Annotated in this window: 12 protein-coding genes; 6 read left to right on the top strand and 6 right to left on the bottom strand. The window is 42.7% G+C overall.

Features of this window, described 5'->3' with window-relative positions; all coding sequences use genetic code 11:
• The first annotated feature begins 89 nt into the window (after positions 1-89).
• The 3 genes from AC1XUE_RS18515 (at position 90) to AC1XUE_RS18505 (ending at position 2,737) form a co-directional block, all read left to right on the top strand.
• Positions 90-1,256 carry an acyl-CoA dehydrogenase family protein gene (locus AC1XUE_RS18515; protein WP_483357473.1) on the top strand — a complete coding sequence of 389 codons (1,167 nt, stop codon included), beginning with the start codon at positions 90-92 and terminating at the stop codon, positions 1,254-1,256.
• A 123-nt stretch (positions 1,257-1,379) separates the two neighbouring features.
• Positions 1,380-2,294 carry an SPFH domain-containing protein gene (locus AC1XUE_RS18510; RefSeq protein ID WP_483357472.1) on the top strand — a complete coding sequence of 305 codons (915 nt, stop codon included), beginning with the start codon at positions 1,380-1,382 and terminating at the stop codon, positions 2,292-2,294.
• Positions 2,295-2,296: 2 nt separating this feature from the next.
• Complete coding sequence (locus tag AC1XUE_RS18505) at positions 2,297-2,737, top strand: NfeD family protein (protein WP_483357471.1); 441 nt, start codon at positions 2,297-2,299, stop codon at positions 2,735-2,737.
• Between the two features lie 75 nt (positions 2,738-2,812).
• On the opposite strand, the gene pafA (AC1XUE_RS18500) is transcribed toward AC1XUE_RS18505, so the two are convergent.
• The 3 genes from pafA (AC1XUE_RS18500) to AC1XUE_RS18490 form a co-directional block, all read right to left on the bottom strand.
• Positions 2,813-4,468, bottom strand: coding sequence for an alkaline phosphatase PafA (gene pafA / locus AC1XUE_RS18500; RefSeq protein ID WP_483357470.1), 1,656 nt, complete (start codon positions 4,466-4,468; stop codon positions 2,813-2,815).
• A 40-nt stretch (positions 4,469-4,508) separates the two neighbouring features.
• Positions 4,509-6,176 (bottom strand): alkaline phosphatase PafA, encoded by a 1,668-nt coding sequence (pafA, locus tag AC1XUE_RS18495; RefSeq protein ID WP_483357469.1) that lies wholly within the window; start codon positions 6,174-6,176, stop codon positions 4,509-4,511.
• Positions 6,177-6,365: 189 nt separating this feature from the next.
• A complete protein-coding gene (locus AC1XUE_RS18490; RefSeq protein ID WP_483357468.1) occupies positions 6,366-9,176 on the bottom strand; it encodes a M16 family metallopeptidase in 2,811 nt (936 codons plus the stop codon).
• A 250-nt stretch (positions 9,177-9,426) separates the two neighbouring features.
• On the opposite strand from AC1XUE_RS18490, the gene AC1XUE_RS18485 reads away from it, so the two are divergent.
• A complete protein-coding gene (locus AC1XUE_RS18485; RefSeq protein ID WP_483357467.1) occupies positions 9,427-9,813 on the top strand; it encodes a hypothetical protein in 387 nt (128 codons plus the stop codon).
• Positions 9,814-9,856: 43 nt separating this feature from the next.
• On the top strand, positions 9,857-10,384 hold the full coding sequence (locus tag AC1XUE_RS18480; RefSeq protein WP_483357466.1) for an acyl-CoA thioesterase: 528 nt from the start codon (positions 9,857-9,859) through the stop codon (positions 10,382-10,384).
• Here AC1XUE_RS18480 and AC1XUE_RS18475 read toward each other — a convergent pair.
• Complete coding sequence (locus tag AC1XUE_RS18475; protein ID WP_483357465.1) at positions 10,381-14,958, bottom strand: translocation/assembly module TamB domain-containing protein; 4,578 nt, start codon at positions 14,956-14,958, stop codon at positions 10,381-10,383. The genes AC1XUE_RS18480 and AC1XUE_RS18475 overlap by 4 nt on opposite strands.
• 150 nt (positions 14,959-15,108) lie before the next feature.
• On the opposite strand from AC1XUE_RS18475, the gene tsaD reads away from it, so the two are divergent.
• Positions 15,109-16,107: a tRNA (adenosine(37)-N6)-threonylcarbamoyltransferase complex transferase subunit TsaD gene (tsaD, locus tag AC1XUE_RS18470; RefSeq protein ID WP_483357464.1), complete on the top strand. Its 999-nt coding sequence runs from the start codon at positions 15,109-15,111 to the stop codon at positions 16,105-16,107.
• A 396-nt stretch (positions 16,108-16,503) separates the two neighbouring features.
• Here the strand turns inward: tsaD and AC1XUE_RS18465 are convergent, their stop codons facing one another.
• Together AC1XUE_RS18465 and AC1XUE_RS18460 are read right to left on the bottom strand one after the other, a co-directional pair.
• A complete protein-coding gene (locus AC1XUE_RS18465; protein WP_483357463.1) occupies positions 16,504-18,006 on the bottom strand; it encodes an ATP-binding cassette domain-containing protein in 1,503 nt (500 codons plus the stop codon).
• A 215-nt stretch (positions 18,007-18,221) separates the two neighbouring features.
• Entirely contained in the window at positions 18,222-18,785 is a 564-nt protein-coding gene (locus tag AC1XUE_RS18460) for a type 1 glutamine amidotransferase domain-containing protein (RefSeq protein ID WP_483357462.1), read from the bottom strand.
• Positions 18,786-18,836 lie beyond the last annotated feature (51 nt).

Raw genomic sequence — 18,836 nt, 5'->3', positions numbered from 1 at the left:
TACCTGACATTTCCCGATTTGTTTTGATAGTTCCATGAAATGTGTTTATTTCTTCTTATTATTGAATAAATCAAATTGAAATCATCAACATGTTAGATCAGGCACACATAGATACTGAAGATCAGAAACAGGAAGCGTGTAAATTAATCGAAGATACAATACATGACTTTGCTGAAAGATACATAACCCCGTTTGTACGTGAATGGGATGAGTCTCAATTTTTTCCAAAGCAGGTTTTCAATCAGCTTGGGGAATTAGGACTGATGGGAATGCTTGTTCCTGAAAATTATGGGGGTGCGGGGTTAGGCTACCGGGAATATGTTGCTGCGATTGTGGCTCTGTCCAAAGTGGATCCTTCGATCGGACTGTCTGTGGCAGCCCACAATTCGCTATGTACCAATCATATATTGATGTTCGGATCCGACACCCAAAAGGAAAAATATCTTCCACAACTTGCAACAGGTACATGGATAGGAGCTTGGGGACTTACAGAGCCTAATACGGGTTCGGATGCAGGTAACATGAGAACCGTAGCAGTGAAAGACGGAGATGACTGGATCATTAATGGCTCTAAAAACTTCATCACAAACGGAAAGAGCGGAGATGTGGCCGTTGTCATTACAAGAACAGGTGAACCCGGAGATAAACACGGAGCTACTGCCTTTATTGTGGAGCATGGTACACCAGGCTTTTCATCCGGAAGAAAAGAGGACAAACTGGGAATGCGGGCTTCGGAGACAGTTGAGCTGATATTTCAGGATTGCCGGGTATCGGATAGTCAGCGAATAGGAGAAATCGGAGATGGTTTCATACAGTCGCTGAAAATATTGGATGGGGGTCGTATATCCATTGCAGCTTTGGGCGTGGGTACCGCACAGGGAGCTTACGAAGCAGCATTAGCCTATTCAAAACAAAGAGAACAGTTCGGGAAAGCAATATCAGCATTTCAGGGAATACAATTCAAATTGGCTGATATGTACACAGACATTCAAGCCTCTTCACTACTGACTTACCATGCAGCTGCACTGAAAGATAGAGGCGAGAAAGTGACGTTGCCAAGCGCAGTAGCAAAGTATCATTCCTCGGAAACTGCCGTGAGAGTGGCGAATGAGGCAGTACAGATTTTCGGAGGATATGGTTTTACGAAAGACTATCCTGTTGAAAAGTTTTACAGGGATAGTAAACTTTGTACCATAGGGGAAGGAACGAGCGAAATTCAGAAGATGGTTATTTCAAAAGAAATTTTAAAAGAATAGTTGGGAAAGCCATTCATCACCGTAATGTACCGACGAGCGGCATAAGCGGCTCGTTGGTACAACAAATCTAGGAACGGACGGCTGGCGTGGTTATTTTCGCAATAAACCATAACCTGGCTAACTATGACTCCTTTAATTGTACTACTGGTTCTTGTCGTCATCACTGTGCTGATGACTGTCAAAGTTGTTCCGCAGCAAACTGCCTACATTCTTGAAAGATTAGGTAAGTTCTATGCTGTGTTGCAACCCGGTATCAACTTCATCATCCCTTTCTTTGACAGGATCGCCTATAAATACACACTCAAAGAAACTGCGGTAGATATTCCGGAGCAGATTTGTATTACCCGGGACAACGTGCAGGTACGCATGGATGGTGTCATTTTTATTCAGGTTATCGATCCTAAAAAGGCTGCCTATGGTATTGCGGACTATACTTTCGCCGTAACACAGCTAGCTCAGACTACAATGAGGAGTGAAATCGGAAAGCTAGATTTGGATAAAACCTTTGAGGAGCGTATGACCATTAACCGCGCTGTCGTTGAAAGCATTGATGAAGCTGCGATAGGTTGGGGAGTGAAAGTGCTTCGTTATGAAATCAAAAACATCACTCCACCACAAAGTGTACTGATTGCGATGGAAAAGCAGATGCAAGCTGAACGTGAACGACGTGCAGTGATTCTTCAGTCAGACGGAGAGAAACAGGCAGCCATCAATGTAGCTGAGGGGCAAAAGCAGAAGGCGGTTCTTGAATCGGAAGGCTTGCGACTCAGGCAGATCAACGAAGCTGAAGGTGAAGCATCAGCACTGAAGTCTGTAGCGGAAGCTACAGCGGAGAGTATCAAACTCGTAGCAGAAGCTATACAAAGAGAGGGTGGAGCTGAGGCGGTTCAGCTTAAAGTTGCAGAGAATTATATCGAGCAGTTCGGGAAACTTGCTAAGGCTGGAAATACGCTTATCCTGCCTGCGAATCTGGCTGATATGGGTTCTCTGGTTGCATCTGCGCTCACGGTTGTTAAGTCTACAGAAGTAAAGAAATAGATATGGATTTGTCGCTTGCCCAGATATGGCTGATTATAGGTTTGGTGATGCTTTTAGCAGAGCTTGTCAGCGTATTGCTTGTTTTTATATTTTTTGCAATTGGAGCACTTTTTACAGCCTTGCTGGCTAGTGTGGGAATTCTGCCTGATATCGAAACACAGATCATTGCGTTTTCAGCTATCTCCATGCTGTCGCTTTTAGTACTTCGTAAGCAAGCCAAAAAATTGCTTGATAACCGGGGCAAGCATCATGAATACAATGAGTTTGTGGGAGAAACTGCCTTGGTGATCAGGGATATTCCCACGAGTGGACTAGGAAAGATATACTATCGTGGAGCGGAATGGAAAGCTACGTCTTCGGATAACAAGATTATTATCGCAGGTAGTAAAGTCGTCATCCTGCAAACAGATGGTATTGTTCTGATTGTAGAGGAGTCGGTATAAATTATTTTTCATCAGCAATAAAAAGGAGCCGGGCAGTTTTACATTGCTCCGGCTCCTTCTACTTTATCATTGTAATTACTTCTTAAGTGCTTCCTCCACCGGAGTTCCAATGTTACCACTGGCTGGCAATATATGAAGTAAGGATGCTACTGTAGGAGCAATGTCAGAAACTGACGTTCTTTTCAGTGTCTCACCTTTGTTAATTCCCCAACCGAAAATTATGAAAGGGACTTGTGTATCATAATTATACGGTGTCCCGTGAGAAGTTCCTGTTGTATTTCCGTAAAACCATCCCGGTTGCGAAATGATCTGGATGTCACCACTACGCTTGGCATGTACATTATTTTTGAAAAGTTCCAGCTGATAACTGTTCATGGATGCTTTGCCCATATCTGTCAGGTCCAATACATCAGCTATGCCCGGCACCTTAAGTAAAGCATCTTTCAATACCGTGGCCAGGTCTGCAACTTTGAGCTTTTTCTTTCTAAGCACATTGTGATCCAGATAAAGCTGATTGTTGTCCGTAGCCAAAATGTAGTTTTCTTCCCCGAAAGCTTCATTCAGCGTATTTTTTACCGCCAAGGTTACAGCCTTACGTTCAACAAGCCCGGCTGGAAGTTTATGTTCTATGGCGAAGCCAGGCACATCCACAACGCCATGATCTGCAGTCAGAAAAACAGTGTATTCACCTTTGCCTACATGTCCGTCAAGGAAATTGAAAAGATCCGCAAATTCACGATCCAGACGAAGGAAGTCATCCTGCTGCTCCACCGCGTTCGGCCCTACGCTATGCCCGATTTTATCAGGAGTAGAAAAGCTGATCGCAAGAAAATCGGTATCTTTTCCTTTTCCAAGATTCTCGCCTTTTACTGCTGCTATAGCCATTTCCTTTGTAATAGTATTTCCCCAGGGAGTGTTCGTAACTATACCGAATGCATCTCCTGCCAGTCCGGCAAGTTCATATGGAAATACGGGTTTGGCTGCTCCGGGCAATTTGCCTTCCCAAGGCACATCATCAGGAGAACTTTGTGTATACTGGTCTACAGGAAGTAAAAGTTGCCAGCCTTTTGTCAAGTATTCTGATGGCTTTTTTAGCGCATTATAATCTTTGGTCCACTGCGGAAGATCATTCATGTAATAAGTGCTGGTTACCCAGTTTCCTGTTTTTGAGTCAAACCAGTATGCTGCATTAGCGGTGTGGCCACCAGGAAGAATCGCTCCACGGTCCTTGATCGAAATACTGACGGTTTTGTTACGGAAGTTGGTAGCAATACGCAACTGATCCGAAACGGTACTTACCAAAAGATTGCGCGGTGACATTTTGCCCACACTGCTGTTATTGCTCCCTACTGTTGATACTGTGCTGTCCTCCACGCAATAAACACCTTTATCTGATACCTTGTCGTGCCACTCATTACCAACTATGCCGTTGATGGCTGGAATAGAACCTGTATATACAGAAGCATGGCCCGCTGCGGTAACCGTGATCGCATAACTGTAATGATTATTTCTGCAATTGAAACCTTCATTCATCATCCGTTTGAAACCGCCTTCTACATACTGATCGTAATAACGGTAGAGATAATCGTAGCGCATCTGATCCACAACAATTCCGACTACTAGTTTAGGGCGGGCCAGGGTAGAAGTCTTAGACACTGGTTTTTTTGCCGTTTGCGCATGTACATTACACATCAGAAATGCGCATGCAACAAAAAGGGATAGTTTTTTCACTATTCAGGTTTTAGGTTTAAAATATATTCAGTTTAATACATTACTTTTTTAATGCCTCTTCAACCGGATTTCCCACATTACCACTTGGAGGTAAAATGTGTAACAAGGCAGAAATGGTTGGAGCGATATCAGCAATGGTAGTTCTTTTCAGCGTCTCACCCTTGTTTACTCCCCATCCATATAGCAAAAATGGCACATGGGTATCGTAGTTGTATGGAGTACCATGGTCGGTACCTGTTCCGTAAGAGGACGCAAACCATCCGGGTTGAACAATGATCTGTATATCACCGCTACGTTTGGCATTAATATTATTTTTATAAAGTTCACGCTGATAGCTATTTAGCGGAGCACTGCCGATCTCAGTAAGATTGAGCACATCTGCAATACCCTGTACAGGTACCAAGGCTTGGCGTATTACAGTATAAATATCATTGACTGACAATTTCTTTTCTTTTAATAAGGCATTGTTCAGGTAGAGCTGATAGTTTTCAAATCCCTGAATATACTCACCCTCACCAAAAGCTTCATTGAGCGACTTCACAATGGTGCGTGTCAGCGTAGTCGGGTTCATTAGTCCGGCTGGTAATTTATGATCCTGCCAGAATGCAGGCACATCCATTGCGCCATGATCTGCCGTCAGGAATACGGTATAGTTGCCTTTGCCTGTCCAGGAGTCCAGAAAATTAAAGAGGTCTGCAAACTCCATATCCAGCTTCAGATAGTTGTCTTCCTGCTCTACAGAGTTTGGACCAAAGGCATGCCCTATGCGATCGGGAGTAGAGAAGCTCACAGCAAGGAAGTCAGTATCCTTTCCTTTTCCAAGATTTTCACCTTTGATCGCAGCGATGGCCATGTCTTTGGTTATTGTATTTCCCCATGGAGAGGTCGTAACTATACCAAATGCATCTCCTGCAGTGCCGATGAGTTCATGTGGGAATACAGGTTTGGTTTCACCTGACAAAATACCTTCCCAAGGTGAATCGTCCGGGGCGCTCTGTGTATACTGATCGATAGGTAGTAAAGCCTGCCAACCACGTCGGAGGTATTCTGCAGGCATTTTTTTGGCATTGTAATCTTTCACCCACTGTGGCAGATCCTGCGTGTAATAGGTACTTGTTACAAAATTTCCGGTTTTGGAATCAAACCAGTATGCGCCATTGGCAGCGTGCCCCGCGGGCAATATGGAAGCACGGTCTTTGATGGCAACACCTATTGTCTTAGCTCTGAAATTGGTAGCGATTCTGAGTTGGTCAGTAACGGTAGAGGTCAGCAGATTGCGTGGGGACATTTTTCCGACAGACACATTATTGCTGCCAACTGTTGCAACCGTCTTATCTTCTGTGCAATAAACATTGGCAGCTGTACTTTTGTCGTACCAATCGTTTCCAACAATACCATTTACCGCCGGTAGTGCGCCGGTATAAACTGCTGAGTGCCCGGCGGCGGTTACCGTAAGTGCATAATGGTAATGGTTATTACGGCAGTTGAAGCCTTCATTCATTAGTCTTTTCAGGCCTCCTTCTTTGTATTTATCATAATAGCGATACAAATAATCGTAACGCATCTGATCTACCACAATACCTACAACCAGCTTTGGGCGGGCTAGTTTTCCTGTTTGTTTTTTGTCCGGCGTTTGGCTATATGCAGCTACTGTAATGAATGTCCAGATGAAGTTAATTTGTAGTAGTAAGCGTAATATCTGTTTCATATTTCAAAGAAAAATAAAAAGATAAATATAAGGCACGACCCTCTTTGAATGCCTATCAATATTTTATTTAATTTTAATTTAATGAACGTCTCATACTATTACGCCCATAAGAACAATTCATACTACCCATAAACACGACAAACCGGATTGCTGAATAGCAACCCGGTTTGCTGGTATGTAACAAATCGTTTATTTTTTCTCCGATCCTCCTACGGCAGCAGGTGCTTTCTCGGCTGGTGCTCCGGTTTTTCCTTTGGCAAAATCTCCGGCTTTAATGATTACAAGCTTCGAATAATCGATATGCTTTTGCATTGCAGCCTTGATTTTCTCAGGTGTCAGTGCTTGAAGATTTTTCTCGAAATCAGCATCCCACTGCATGGTCCTGTTCAGGTATAAGTTGTTGGTCAGTGTATTGGTCAACGCGGCATCCTGAGCACGTCCTACCTCTCTGGATTGCAGATAACCTGATTTCGCAGAAGCAATTTCCTCAGCAGTAAAGCCATCTTTCATCACCTTTTCAATTTCATCTTTGAAAGCTGCTTCCAGTTTTTCTGCATTCTGAGGCGCATAAATCGCATACGACATAAAGGTTCCGTTCTTATCCAGTGAGCTGGCAGAGAACTGAGAACCTACTCCGTAGCTTAAGCCTTCTTTTTGACGGATACGCGTAGCTAGGCGGGAATTCAGAAATCCTCCCCCAAGCATATAGTTGCCAAGAACAAGTGCAGGATAATCAGGATCGCTATCTTGTAGCGGCATACCCATACCAGCTACGAACATTGCATTGGCTTTGTCCGGAGTTTCAATGGCTTTGTTCTCAGCCTTCACAGTCTGATATGGCGAAGCAATACGTGTAAATGCTTTTGCACTCTTCCAGTTAGCAAACTCAGATGTCAGCACTTTTTGTACTTCAGCCTGATCGAAATCGCCAACTACTGTTGCGGATGCATTATTCGCTCCGTAGAAATCTTTATGAAATTGCTTAAGCTGATCAATCGTCGTGGCTTTGATGCTGGCAATGTCCTCATCAAATGTTCCCACATAGCGCACATCGCTCTTAGGATAGGGCGATACAATACGGCGATACTGATTGAAGGCAATGGCCTGAGGTTCGCTGCGCTGTGACTCTATACCAGCGAGTTCTTCCTGCTTCAGTTTGTCAAATTCGTTTTCATCGAAAGCAGGAGTTTTTAATACTTCGGCAACGAGTTTAAGAACCGCCGGCATATTTTCCCTGATGGTTTCAATATTCGCTCCTGCCTGATTTCCTGCACCAAAGAAAGTCACTTTTGCTTTGAGTCTGTCAAATTCATCTTTCAACTGCTGACGGGTTTTTGTCTTTGTTCCTTTGTCCAGCATGGAGCCTGTCAGGTCAGAAATAGTAGCTTTGTTAGAAAGACTTTTTTCATCACCATAACGAAGTGTGATCTTCGCTGAAACTACATTGCCGCGTGTTTTCTTCGTAAGAAGTGCAGTTTCAATGGTATTAGGTTTTTCTGTACGAACTGTCCTTTTTTCAATATTGGCTGGTGATGCATCGAAAGCTTCTCCTTCTGCTATCACAGCCTCTCCCTTGTAATTTTTGACCAGATCTTCCACTTTTGGAGCTTCCGGAATTTCAGCTCTTACCGGGTTAGCTTCCGGCACGAATGTACCCAGCGTTCTGTTGGAAGGTTTAAAATAATGATGTCCTACCCGGAATACATCTTCCGTTGTTACTTTGCGGATATTATCCCTAAAAAGGAAAGCCAGTCTCCAGTCGCCAGTTGCGATGGATTCACTGATACTTAACCCTACACTTTCCGAGTTACGGAACTCTACATCCCAATTTTTCAGGATTGTAGTTTTTGCACGTTCCACATCTTCAGCAGAAGGTTTTTTAATTGCAGCCGAATCCAGTGTAGCAACGAATGCTTGTCGGGCTTCATCAAGTGATTTTTCCTTCAATACCTCAGCACCGAATAGTACCACTCCGGGATCAAATAACTGGAAGCTAAAACCAAATTGGGAAGAAGCTTTTTTTGTATCAACCAAGTTCTTGTATAGCTTTCCGTTAGGTTCAGAAGTCAGTACTTCGGTCAGCACTTCCATTGCCGGGTAATCGGCATGTGAGCCAGGCATGATGTGGTAAGCTGCCATGAGCATCTGCGTATCGCCTGTTCTTTTCAGATCAACAAACCGTTCTCCATCCTGAGTTGGCTCTATGGTATAGGATTTAGGAAGTACACGCTCTGGCTTGGCAATTTTACCAAAATACTCATTGACAAGCGCAATCGTTTTCGCTTCGTCTATTTTACCGGCAACGGTCAGTACGGCGTTGTCTGGCTGGTAGTACTTTTTATAAAATGCCTGCAGGTTTTCGATCGGTACTTTTTCAATATCAGATCTGTTTCCAATTGTTGATTTTCCATAGTTGTGCCACAGGAAAGCTCCTGAAAGTACACGTTCCATCAGTACTCTGAATGGATTATTTTCACCTGATTCAAATTCATTGCGAACAACGCTGAACTCACTCTCGAGATCTTTCTTCGCAATAAAAGAATTGATCATCCTGTCTGATTCCAGATCAAGCGCCCATTTCAGGTTTTCATCGTTTGCTGCAAATGTTTCGTAATAGTTAGTACGGTCATACCAGGTCGTTCCGTTAGGTCTTGCGCCGTGAGCAGTAAGCTCCTGTGGAATGTTCGGATGCTTCGGTGTACCCTTAAACACCATATGCTCCAGCAAGTGAGCCATGCCGGTCTCACCATAACCTTCGTGACGTGAACCTACCAGATAGGTGATATTTACAGTAATAGTAGGCTTGGAGGGATCCGGGAACATTAATACTTTGAGCCCGTTTTCGAAATTGTATTCTGTGATTCCCTCAACAGAAGTTATTTTTTTTACACCTTTCGGTAAATCCTGAGCAGAAAGAGAGCCCGCCAGAATCGCTGTGATGAAGAAACCTGCCACCGCTTTGACGGAGCTGGATTTTACACTTTTAGAGATGATCGTCATTCCAAAGAGGTTTTGTTTAGATTATTGGAAACAGGGTATGAAAATAAAGCAGGCCTGACCACAAAGCAATCAGTTCATGATAAACGGTAAAGAAAGTTATTTAAACAGAAAATAGCCAGCGGTTTATGGTTATTTAAGGAAGCATGCAACAGTAGCAGTTAATTTCATGGTATTGTGGATCAGAACGGTATTATCTTTGTTGTAAAAACGGACAGGGATGCGATACTCTGTGAGTATATTTAAATTGATCATGATTAGAAATACAAAAACGACCAGTGCTATTCTTGTGTTATTAATAGGCATTCTGGCAGGATGTGCCATACCAATTTCAAGTTCTCAAAAGTACCCTATTGAAGTCCTGTATGAAGGTGAAATGTTAGAAAGACCTTATTCTGAGATAGGATTTATAGAAATTACAGACGAGGACACGCTTACTGCTCGGCAAACACGAGACAATCGAATGATGCACAGAGGAAATGATGCGAAAACGAAGGAGTTGCTCAAAGCAAAACTGGTGCTGAAAGCTCAGAAAATCGGCGCAGATGCGATTATTAATGTTAAATACAAATATTATACTTCTGCTAAAAAAGAAGGTTATATACTGAACGGATTGGCTGTCAGGTATAGAGGGGAATAAGTTTTCTGATACGCCTTTTAAGATTACTTTAATATTTTATCAAATGCTGTTTACTGCAGATTTAAATGATATGCCTGTTGAGGCAGAATCAAGGGTGATTGTCAGGTTTCAGGACTGTGATCCGCTGATGCATCTGAACAACTCCAAATATTTTGAATACTTCTTTAATGCGCGTGAAGATCAGGTTTCAAAACTGTATGGTTTCAGTTTTGAAGCGATGTTCCGTGAGTTGCGTACGAGCTGGGTTGTGTATCAGCATCAAATCGCTTACGTGCGTCCGGCCCTGATCAGTGAGTGGGTACGGATTACATCACGTGTGATTCACTATAATGAAGACACAATGGTGACAGAATACTTCATGACCAACGATCATAGGACGGAACTGAAAACGATGCTGTGGACAACTTCCAAACATGTCAGTATTGTGAACGGAAAAAGAACTCCGCATCCGCAGGAAGTCATGGACTATCTGAAGGCAACGTGTGTGCCGGATATCGATTTCGCAAACCTCGAATTTAACGCACGAATCCATGCTGTGAAGGAGGAGTTGGCGGCGGTTGCCAAGGATTAATGAGCCTCTTTTTTTGATAAAAATTTCTTGTCCAGAGAATCTCTTACTATGGAGTCCATCGGCGTGTAAGGTATTTTTAGTTCCGGTTTTGCCATAGGAACAAACCGGTTGAAGCTGTGCGTGAACTGCATACTGAAACCACCTGTGGTTACGACGTTGTTGAGCGAAAATGGATTTTGAATATTGCGGTTATATGCCTTCACACGTACGGAACCTTTTGGATTCAGCCAGTATTCAAGCGTCCATTCTCCCAAAAGGCTCGCAGCATCGTATTGTACCGCGGTACCATTAGTGCCAGAGCTGATGCGTCCGTCGCGTGTTACACGAAAACGGTCATTAAGAAAACGATATGAAAAGCGTAATTGCAGGTTGTTAAGTGCGTTCTGATCAAGTGAAAGTCCGGATACACCTACTTCCAGGTTTTCATTGATTCCGGAAGCCCATCGGCTGATTTGATTAGAAACCAATTCGCTGATACTGTTTCCGATAATACTGGTATTTGCAGCAGCAGCACTGCTTTCAGGTTGCAATTGGTTGATCACCAGTAAACTACTTACCTGCCTGCTTAACTCTTGTTCGTCGGAACGAAGTTTATTTTCAAACGCCTCAAGTTGCCCTCTCACGTTATTCAGGGAAGGGTTTTCAAGGACTTTCAAGTCATAACGGATCTGAGGAGACATAAGCCGGTCAGACAACCCGATCGTAACTTCTACAGGATATCTTCGGTTCAGATTCTCAAACTGTTTGCTGTCGCCTGTTGTGTTGGGTAATACGCCCAACAATGAAACCAACTGCGTATAACCGGCTTTTACATCAAGCATCGCCCCATAAGGATCTCCCGACCAAACGATACGACTGCCAGGTTTAATGTTGAATTTCTTGTTGATGACATTTTGTAAGGTGAAATTATAATCCCCTTTATCAATTTCATAAGTACCTGTCATGGTGAAATCTCCCTGGGTATCGATATTCAGGTTAAGCCTGCCATTTCCGTTTGCCCTGATGATATCTCCTGTCTGCCTGTCGAAGATAATTTCGCAAGATGCGTCCGGTGTAAGATTAAAGTTAAAGTCCATTTTGATACCCCCGGATACTTCTTTTCGAGCCAATTCTACAGACTCAGAAGTGCTGTCCTTTTTCAGTTGCTGACTTACAAACTGAATATAATCCTGTGTTGCTACCTCTGTAGCGCCATCTAATGGGATGAAAATTTTGGTCCCTTTATTGCTGGTTACATTGGCTTCAATACTCATGTTATCAATGCGACCGTATACCGCCACCGGGCCGGTCACATAGGCTGTTCCATAAACAATATCGTTATCCTTTGCCGCAGTATTCAGGATTTTAAAATTGCGTAAATCAGCATTGAAACCCAAGGTGAAATATTTAAAGCCCTCATGGAATACACCTCCGCGTAAGGTAGCTGTATTTCCATCCTGGTCAGTCAGGACAATGTTGTTGCCACTGATTTCATTCTCACTAAAATTGATTTTATCGTTAAAAGTAAATACCGACTGCAAGTAATCGAATTTCATCTTTCCTTTTTCCACGGCAAGAGAGCCTTCCAGTATTGGGGCTGCTACAGTACCTCGTATATTCAGTGTGCCCTGGGCCTTTCCACTTACATCAGAAATAAGTCCTTCAGCAAACGGCTCAATGGCCTTGAAATCCACATTGTTACAAACGGCCTTTAAGTCAAGTGTATTAACAGCACGTTTTGGCCGGTAAGAGCCGATCAATGAAAATACTTTTCTGGCATTCTTGGTTAATTCCGCATCGACCTCCAGTTGACTTCTTTCCGTATCCCAATCTCCAACTCCGGAAAAATTTCCGAATTCGTACTGTGCATAACCAAGACTTTCAATATTAAAACTGGCATCAAGAGCGATATTGTTATATGCATCCTTGATACGGGCAGATCCATCCATAATACCTGCTATTTTGGTGTTAAGTACGGTATTGAGTGTTCCCAGCCTGAAATTTTTGATATCTAACGTCAAACTTTTTGATGCATCTGAAGATACGGTTCCGTTGGCGGAAAGCCGCTGTTTTCCACTTACCAGCCCAACATTAGAGAATTGTATGTCAGATCCTACAATCGAAATAAGGCTTTCGGAGGGGACTTTCCATTCTTCATCCAGTAAGGTGAGCCGTGATTTCTTAAAACTAATATCCAGACCGGCAGGTACAAACCGGATTTCTCCTCCCAAACTTGCTCTGTTGGTACTGGTGATTTGTCTGATATCACCGTTGAAGTCGATGTGGTCTTCATCCCAGGTTCCTTCTATTTCCAGTTTTTCAGTGGGTACCAGAGCACTCATTTTCTGATTAGCTGATGTAACAAGTGCCGATGCAAGTACCTCGGGGCTGTTCACAAATTTGGAAGTGGTAACATCTACGACAGATGTGACGAATTGGTTACTTCCATATTTGAGTGTATCTGCTGAAGCAGTTAGGGTCAAAAACGAAGTATTGTCCATTTTGAAGAAACCTTCCGCTTTAGCACCCCTCGATACATAAATATCAGGATTAAGGAAAGCAAGGAAACGCGAAAGATTTCTGGTTTCAACATCATAGTCGATCTGGTACTTGTTTCTTATTTGCTGAACGGGCTTTTGCGCATAGTAAAGGCGCCTGTTTGCTTCATTGTCAAGGAAATACAGTTTGTATTCTTCCAGTACTTTGCTCAGATCCTTCCAAGCTACGGTGGGTATGAAATCTCCTTGCAAGCGTGCCGTCAAAAATTCACTCTCCAAGAGTAGGGTGCGTTCGTCGCCTTGTTGTGAGGAAGACAGAACGAGCGTATCAATGACCAGATTTCGTTCATTCTTAGTTGTGACGAGATAGGAATTAAGCAGTTTGGCATCGCCTAATAATTCATCAATCGTATTTCCCGCCAGCTTTACATCCAGTTCGGTACGCACAGTGATTGAGTCACGTATAAATCCTAGTGCCTGTAAATCAGCTTTCTCTATTACCCCCTGAACATCAAAGAAGTTTTTGGGTCTGGATAAATCGAATTCACCATCGAGATTCACGACCAAATTGGAATCCCGTGTGCTGACATGTCCGTTGAAATACTGATTTTGAATATTCCCTTTAAGCTTAATATTGCGATAATCGTAATTTCTAAAACCCACGCGGCTTACCACCGCATCCATATTACCAGATGCAAATTGGAGCTCAAGACCCTTTCCAAAAATCTTACCCTCGAAGTCCAGCTTCTGCCAGTTATCTTCGTCATTGAGCAGCATGCCCAGTTCAAAATTATCGGCAGTTACATCACCTGAATAAGTTGTGGTTTTAGAATCTGCAATATGAAAAACAAGATCACCAGAAAGCTTACCCAATGCCGAAGAGACGTCCGCGTTTATGGCAAAGTCTTCCAGTGTGCCTTTGAAAGTTCCGTCCAGCAAAGTCAGTCCAAATTTCTCCAGATCTTCATGCTTATCCCATTCCGGATAGTACTGCACAATATCTTCAGGCATTACTTTGGACAGTGAAAGACGGATATCCATGATGCAGCCCTCGATTGTAGGTAGTCCTTTGAAACCTATATCACCAAGTAACCGGCTGCTTTTGCCGAAATGAAGATCGGTATCGGAAAGCATGAAATCGTCGACTTTCCCATTGAAGTTTCCGGAGATACGCCATGTTTCATTCAATGCATCTACATACTCAGAGAATAACCCCAGGTCCTTTGAACTGATCGTGCTACCGACCAAATGCCCTTTCAGATATACCTTATGATTAAAATCTCCAAGCTCGCCGGAACGGTTATAATGAAATGAAATCTGATCTTTCAGATGGGAATCGCCGATGTGTGCATCCAGCTCATTCAACTCCATTTTCTTCTGGCAAAACAAGAAACGTGTATCCAGATCTTTGACATGAAGGCCCGTCTGTTTGTCTAACATCTTCAGATTTTTACCTGAAAAAGATATGGTATCCCCCTGTACAAGGAAGTCTTTCAAATCACCATGCAGATGGTTTAGTTCGAAATGGGAGTAATCAAAAATACGTGCACCTTTTCTTGCGGCCTGTCTAGGGTCATCGTACCGAAAAGTTCCGTCTGTAATACGGGATTTGCCAATGGTAAAAGGAATGTTGTCCTCGGGAGCGTCGGGGGGCCTACGCACTTTAGGAGCAGTTAGCTCATTGATGCGTTCTATAAATCCGTCAATATTCAGATAACCTGATTCCGGAAGAACACGTAGGTGCACATCGGGTTGGTATACATTTACTTCGTCGAGATGAATTTCCCGTGATGCATTTTCAATGATGTTACCCACATTCAGATTGACGTCAATCCGACCCACGTCAATCATATTCTGCTGACTGGTATCTTTTACCGAAATACCTTCAAGAGAGACCACATCAAACCATTTGATATTGACACGCTCAATAGAAATTGGGTAACCCAAAGCACCTGAAATTCTATCCGTAACTCTTTTTACAGCAAATGTTTGAACCGAAGGTAGCTGCAAAGCAATCGTAGCAATCCCAAGCGCCAGAAACGCGAAGATCAGGATTACGACAAATACATTGATAACTACTCTCAGGAATTTTAACATATATCGCTACCGGACATTGCCGGTCTGAATTCTCAGGTTAATTGATGTTCAAAACGCAACCACACATAGCCGGGTTACCATCCCTACCACTGCATTTATGGAATTAATCGGCTGTAATTGACTATTTTTGCAAAATATTTTGAAAACATTATGAATATTCTTGCAATCGAATCGTCATGTGACGAGACTTCATCAGCCGTAATTAGTAACGGAAAAATTCTTTCCAATGTTGTTGCAACCCAGCTTATCCATACCCAATATGGTGGTGTGGTTCCGGAACTCGCTTCCCGTGCTCATCAGCAACACATATTGCCGGTGGTTGATAAGGCTTTGAACGATGCAAAAGTAACAAAAAAAGACCTTGATGCCATTGCTTTTACCAAAGGGCCGGGCTTGTTAGGTGCATTATTGGTAGGGACTTCATTTGCCAAATCTATGGCTATGGGGCTTGACATACCTTTGATTGAGATAAATCATATGCAGGCACACGTGCTGGCACATTTTATAGAGGACCCCAAACCGTCGTTTCCTTTTTTATGTTTGACTGTAAGTGGTGGGCATACTCAGATCGTAAGGGTTTCCGGGCCACTTGAAATGGAAATCATCGGAGAAACGAAAGATGACGCAGTAGGGGAGGCATTTGATAAAACGGCAAAATTGATGAATCTTCCTTATCCGGGAGGTCCTCTGATTGATAGATATGCCAAAGAGGGAAATCCTTTGGCTTATGCATTTCCGCTTCCCGAAATGCCCGGACTGGATTTTTCATTCAGTGGTATTAAAACATCATTCATGTATTTTCTGCAAAAACAGGTACGTGAGAATGCGAACTTTGTTTCTGAAAATCTGAATGACATCTGCGCCAGTATTCAATTTACTCTGATTAATATTCTTTTGAAAAAGCTGAAAAGAGCTGCGAGAGAAACTGGTATTAAAGAGATCGCGATTGCTGGTGGGGTTTCAGCCAATTCGGGGCTGCGTGCTTCTCTGGCAGAATTGGGTGAAAGTTTGAGATGGAATGTATATGTTCCTAAGTTTGAATATTGCACAGACAATGCGGCGATGATTGCCATGGCAGCTCATTATAAATATCTGGAAGGTGATTTTTGCGACCAGACGGTGAGCCCGGAGGCCAGGATGGCGTTTTAGTTATCTACCAACATTTCATCCCTATGTGATTACGGAATCTGTATTTTTTAATCTGGTTTATGGATACGATCCCGTCATAAATATAATTCGATAGAAATGCTGAAGCGCGGATTGACAAATTTCATTAACGTTACGTACTTACGGTACTACCTGTATTGTTTATCCTTATTGAGCTACCCATATTTCATCCCTACGGGATCGCGGAACGGGTACTTTTTAAATCAAATTTATCGATAGAATCCTGTTAAGAATGCAATTTCGGTAGAACATTCGAAATGTCTATGTTTATTCAATTGCCGTAGGTACGCAACAACAAGTGCCACGGCGCTTTTGGATCGTGTATTTTTATACCGGAATTTCCTACTCTGAGATTAGACTTGTTATCTTCGGACAGAATTAATCAGCAACTACATTTCCCTGTTCCAACTTCAGATATTTTGTTACACATGAAGGTATTTCGTTCGGATAATGTGATACATAGATAAGCGTTCGCTGATCGGTATCACAAATTGCATTGACAACCGATTTGAAATATTCTATCGCCTCGGTATCAAGTCCCTGGCAAGGTTCATCCAGAATGAGCAGAGGCGGATTTTTGACCAATGCTCTAGCCAGCAGCACCATGCGTTGTTGTCCTTTGGATAGCTGAGAAAAGTCTTTTTCCAGAAGATCATGAACATGGAGTAATTCAGCTACTTCATTAGTCCTCTCTACCTGATTATCGGTTAGCTTTTTGAAAAATACACCTGTTGCGTCAAAAAAGCCGGAAGCAATTGTCTTAAAAACGCTGGTATTTCTCGGGAAGTATAAATGTAGTTCCGGAGATACATGCCCGATCTTTTGCTTGATGTCCCATATAGATGCACCAATCCCGCCTCTTTTTTGATCAAATAGATCATAATCATTGGCAAATCGTTGTGGGTTATCGGCAGTAAGGATACTCAGCAAAGTAGATTTTCCGGAGCCATTGGGTCCTGATAATGCCCACTTTTCACCTTTTTCAATTTTCCAGTTTACTCGATTTAGAATAACCTCTGCCCCATATTTGACACGAATATTACGCATATCCAATGCATACTCGAAATTTGTAAATGAAGGTCGACCCAGGTTTTTAAGTTTAACAGGATCCGGTTGATTCTTAGACTTTTTATTTTCTGACTGATCGCTGAATTGGTCTATTGCCAATATGTTATCTATTGTTCCTTCTTTTAATTTCAGAACATGTGTTACGCATGGTGGAATTTCAGTAGCTGTGGTAGCAATGATAATGATAACACCTGATTCCGAAAGTTCGGTTAAGGCATTGCGCAATACATCTCTGGAATGCACATCCAGACCGCTGAATGCATTGTCAAGCAACAATACCTTTGGATTTTTGAGCAGAGACTTAGCCAGTAGCATGCGTCTGGTTTCACCATTCGACAAAGTCACAAACGGATGATCCAACAGGTGAGTTAAAGAAAGAAGTCCGGTAATCCGATTCAACTCTTCATCAGTGACTTTGGAAGGAGCAAGGGTGACCGACTTATCATCTACTGTTCCAACAGGTTTGAGCTGGTTCGTAAGCACCGCTCGTAACGTCGGAGCACGTTCCGCTTCATAAGCGTGAAAACGCTGCTGATAATACTCAGCTCCAGCATTTACTATTCGGTTAAATGAATAATCATTGGATACCAATTCTACTGTCTCCCGCAGAGGTTCATCCCATCCGTAGTGAATTTTTCCTTTCCAAAGTGGCCATTTTCCGGCAATTATATCCAGTAAAATTGTCTTTCCGGATCCATTAGGCCCTATTATTGCCCAATTTTGTCCTGATTTAATATTCCAGGTAACATCGGATAATACAACGGTATCATATTTGCGAACGGCAACTTGTTGAAGAGAAATGGCGTGATTCATGCAGCAATTTTAAAAGCGATCATGTCAGGACCCGTGCCTGATTTGTAAATGCAAAGATTGGAAGTTTGGTTGGTTGACAAAAGAAAAAGCACCTCATTTCTGAGATGCCCTTCAAAAGCCGGTCTGATCATCGGGTCAGTATTTATTCCTAAACGATCCTTACATAACTTGTTTATAGATGCCGATTTGCATAAGATATATTTGTTTCAATGAAATTAACTCGCTTCCCGTTGAACCTGAAGTAGGTTGAATTCTTTTAACAACTGACTGGTAAACAGAGGTATATCGTCTGCCTGTCTGGTTGTAATCAATCCGTGATGTACTACAACAGGTTTATCCTGCCATATCGCCCCTGCGTTCTCAAGGTCAGTTCGAATAGTTGAATAAGACGTAACCTTCCGACCGATAATTACATTTGCGTCGATCAATATCTGAGGTCCATGGCACATAGCAGCCACCTGTTTACCGGCGTTAAAAAATGCTTTTACAAAATTGACGGCAAGCCGTTCCTTTCTTAAAGCATCAACACTCATGATTCCTCCAGGGAGTAAAAGAGCATCATAATATTCTGCCCGGGCCATATTGAGTGGGACATCTACACGGTAGTAGCTTCCCCAATCCACCTGGTTCCAGCCTCTCACCGAATCTTTGTTTGGAGAGATTACATGAACACAAGCGCCATTCTGTTTTAGTACTTTTCTGGGGCAAGTCAACTCAACTTGTTCAAACCCATCTGCAACCAGTATGGCAACTTTAAAAGAATGCGATGTATGTTCCATAAATAATTGGGATGAAAACAATGGAGAAGATTATTTATAAGAATAATTATA

Source organism: Dyadobacter sp. HNCC25DJ187 (assembly GCF_056895255.1).
Note: the sequence above shows the minus strand (reverse complement) of the source record. Positions and strands in the feature narration are given on the sequence as shown.

Coding starts and splice junctions, on each gene's coding strand:
- AC1XUE_RS18515 (WP_483357473.1), top strand. CDS start 90: ATGTTAGATCAGGCACACATAGATACTGAAGATCAGAAACAGGAAGCG.
- AC1XUE_RS18510 (WP_483357472.1), top strand. CDS start 1,380: ATGACTCCTTTAATTGTACTACTGGTTCTTGTCGTCATCACTGTGCTG.
- AC1XUE_RS18505 (WP_483357471.1), top strand. CDS start 2,297: ATGGATTTGTCGCTTGCCCAGATATGGCTGATTATAGGTTTGGTGATG.
- pafA (WP_483357469.1), bottom strand. CDS start 6,176: ATGAAACAGATATTACGCTTACTACTACAAATTAACTTCATCTGGACA.
- AC1XUE_RS18490 (WP_483357468.1), bottom strand. CDS start 9,176: ATGACGATCATCTCTAAAAGTGTAAAATCCAGCTCCGTCAAAGCGGTG.
- AC1XUE_RS18485 (WP_483357467.1), top strand. CDS start 9,427: ATGATTAGAAATACAAAAACGACCAGTGCTATTCTTGTGTTATTAATA.
- AC1XUE_RS18480 (WP_483357466.1), top strand. CDS start 9,857: ATGCTGTTTACTGCAGATTTAAATGATATGCCTGTTGAGGCAGAATCA.
- AC1XUE_RS18475 (WP_483357465.1), bottom strand. CDS start 14,958: ATGTTAAAATTCCTGAGAGTAGTTATCAATGTATTTGTCGTAATCCTG.
- tsaD (WP_483357464.1), top strand. CDS start 15,109: ATGAATATTCTTGCAATCGAATCGTCATGTGACGAGACTTCATCAGCC.
- AC1XUE_RS18465 (WP_483357463.1), bottom strand. CDS start 18,006: ATGAATCACGCCATTTCTCTTCAACAAGTTGCCGTTCGCAAATATGAT.
- AC1XUE_RS18460 (WP_483357462.1), bottom strand. CDS start 18,785: ATGGAACATACATCGCATTCTTTTAAAGTTGCCATACTGGTTGCAGAT.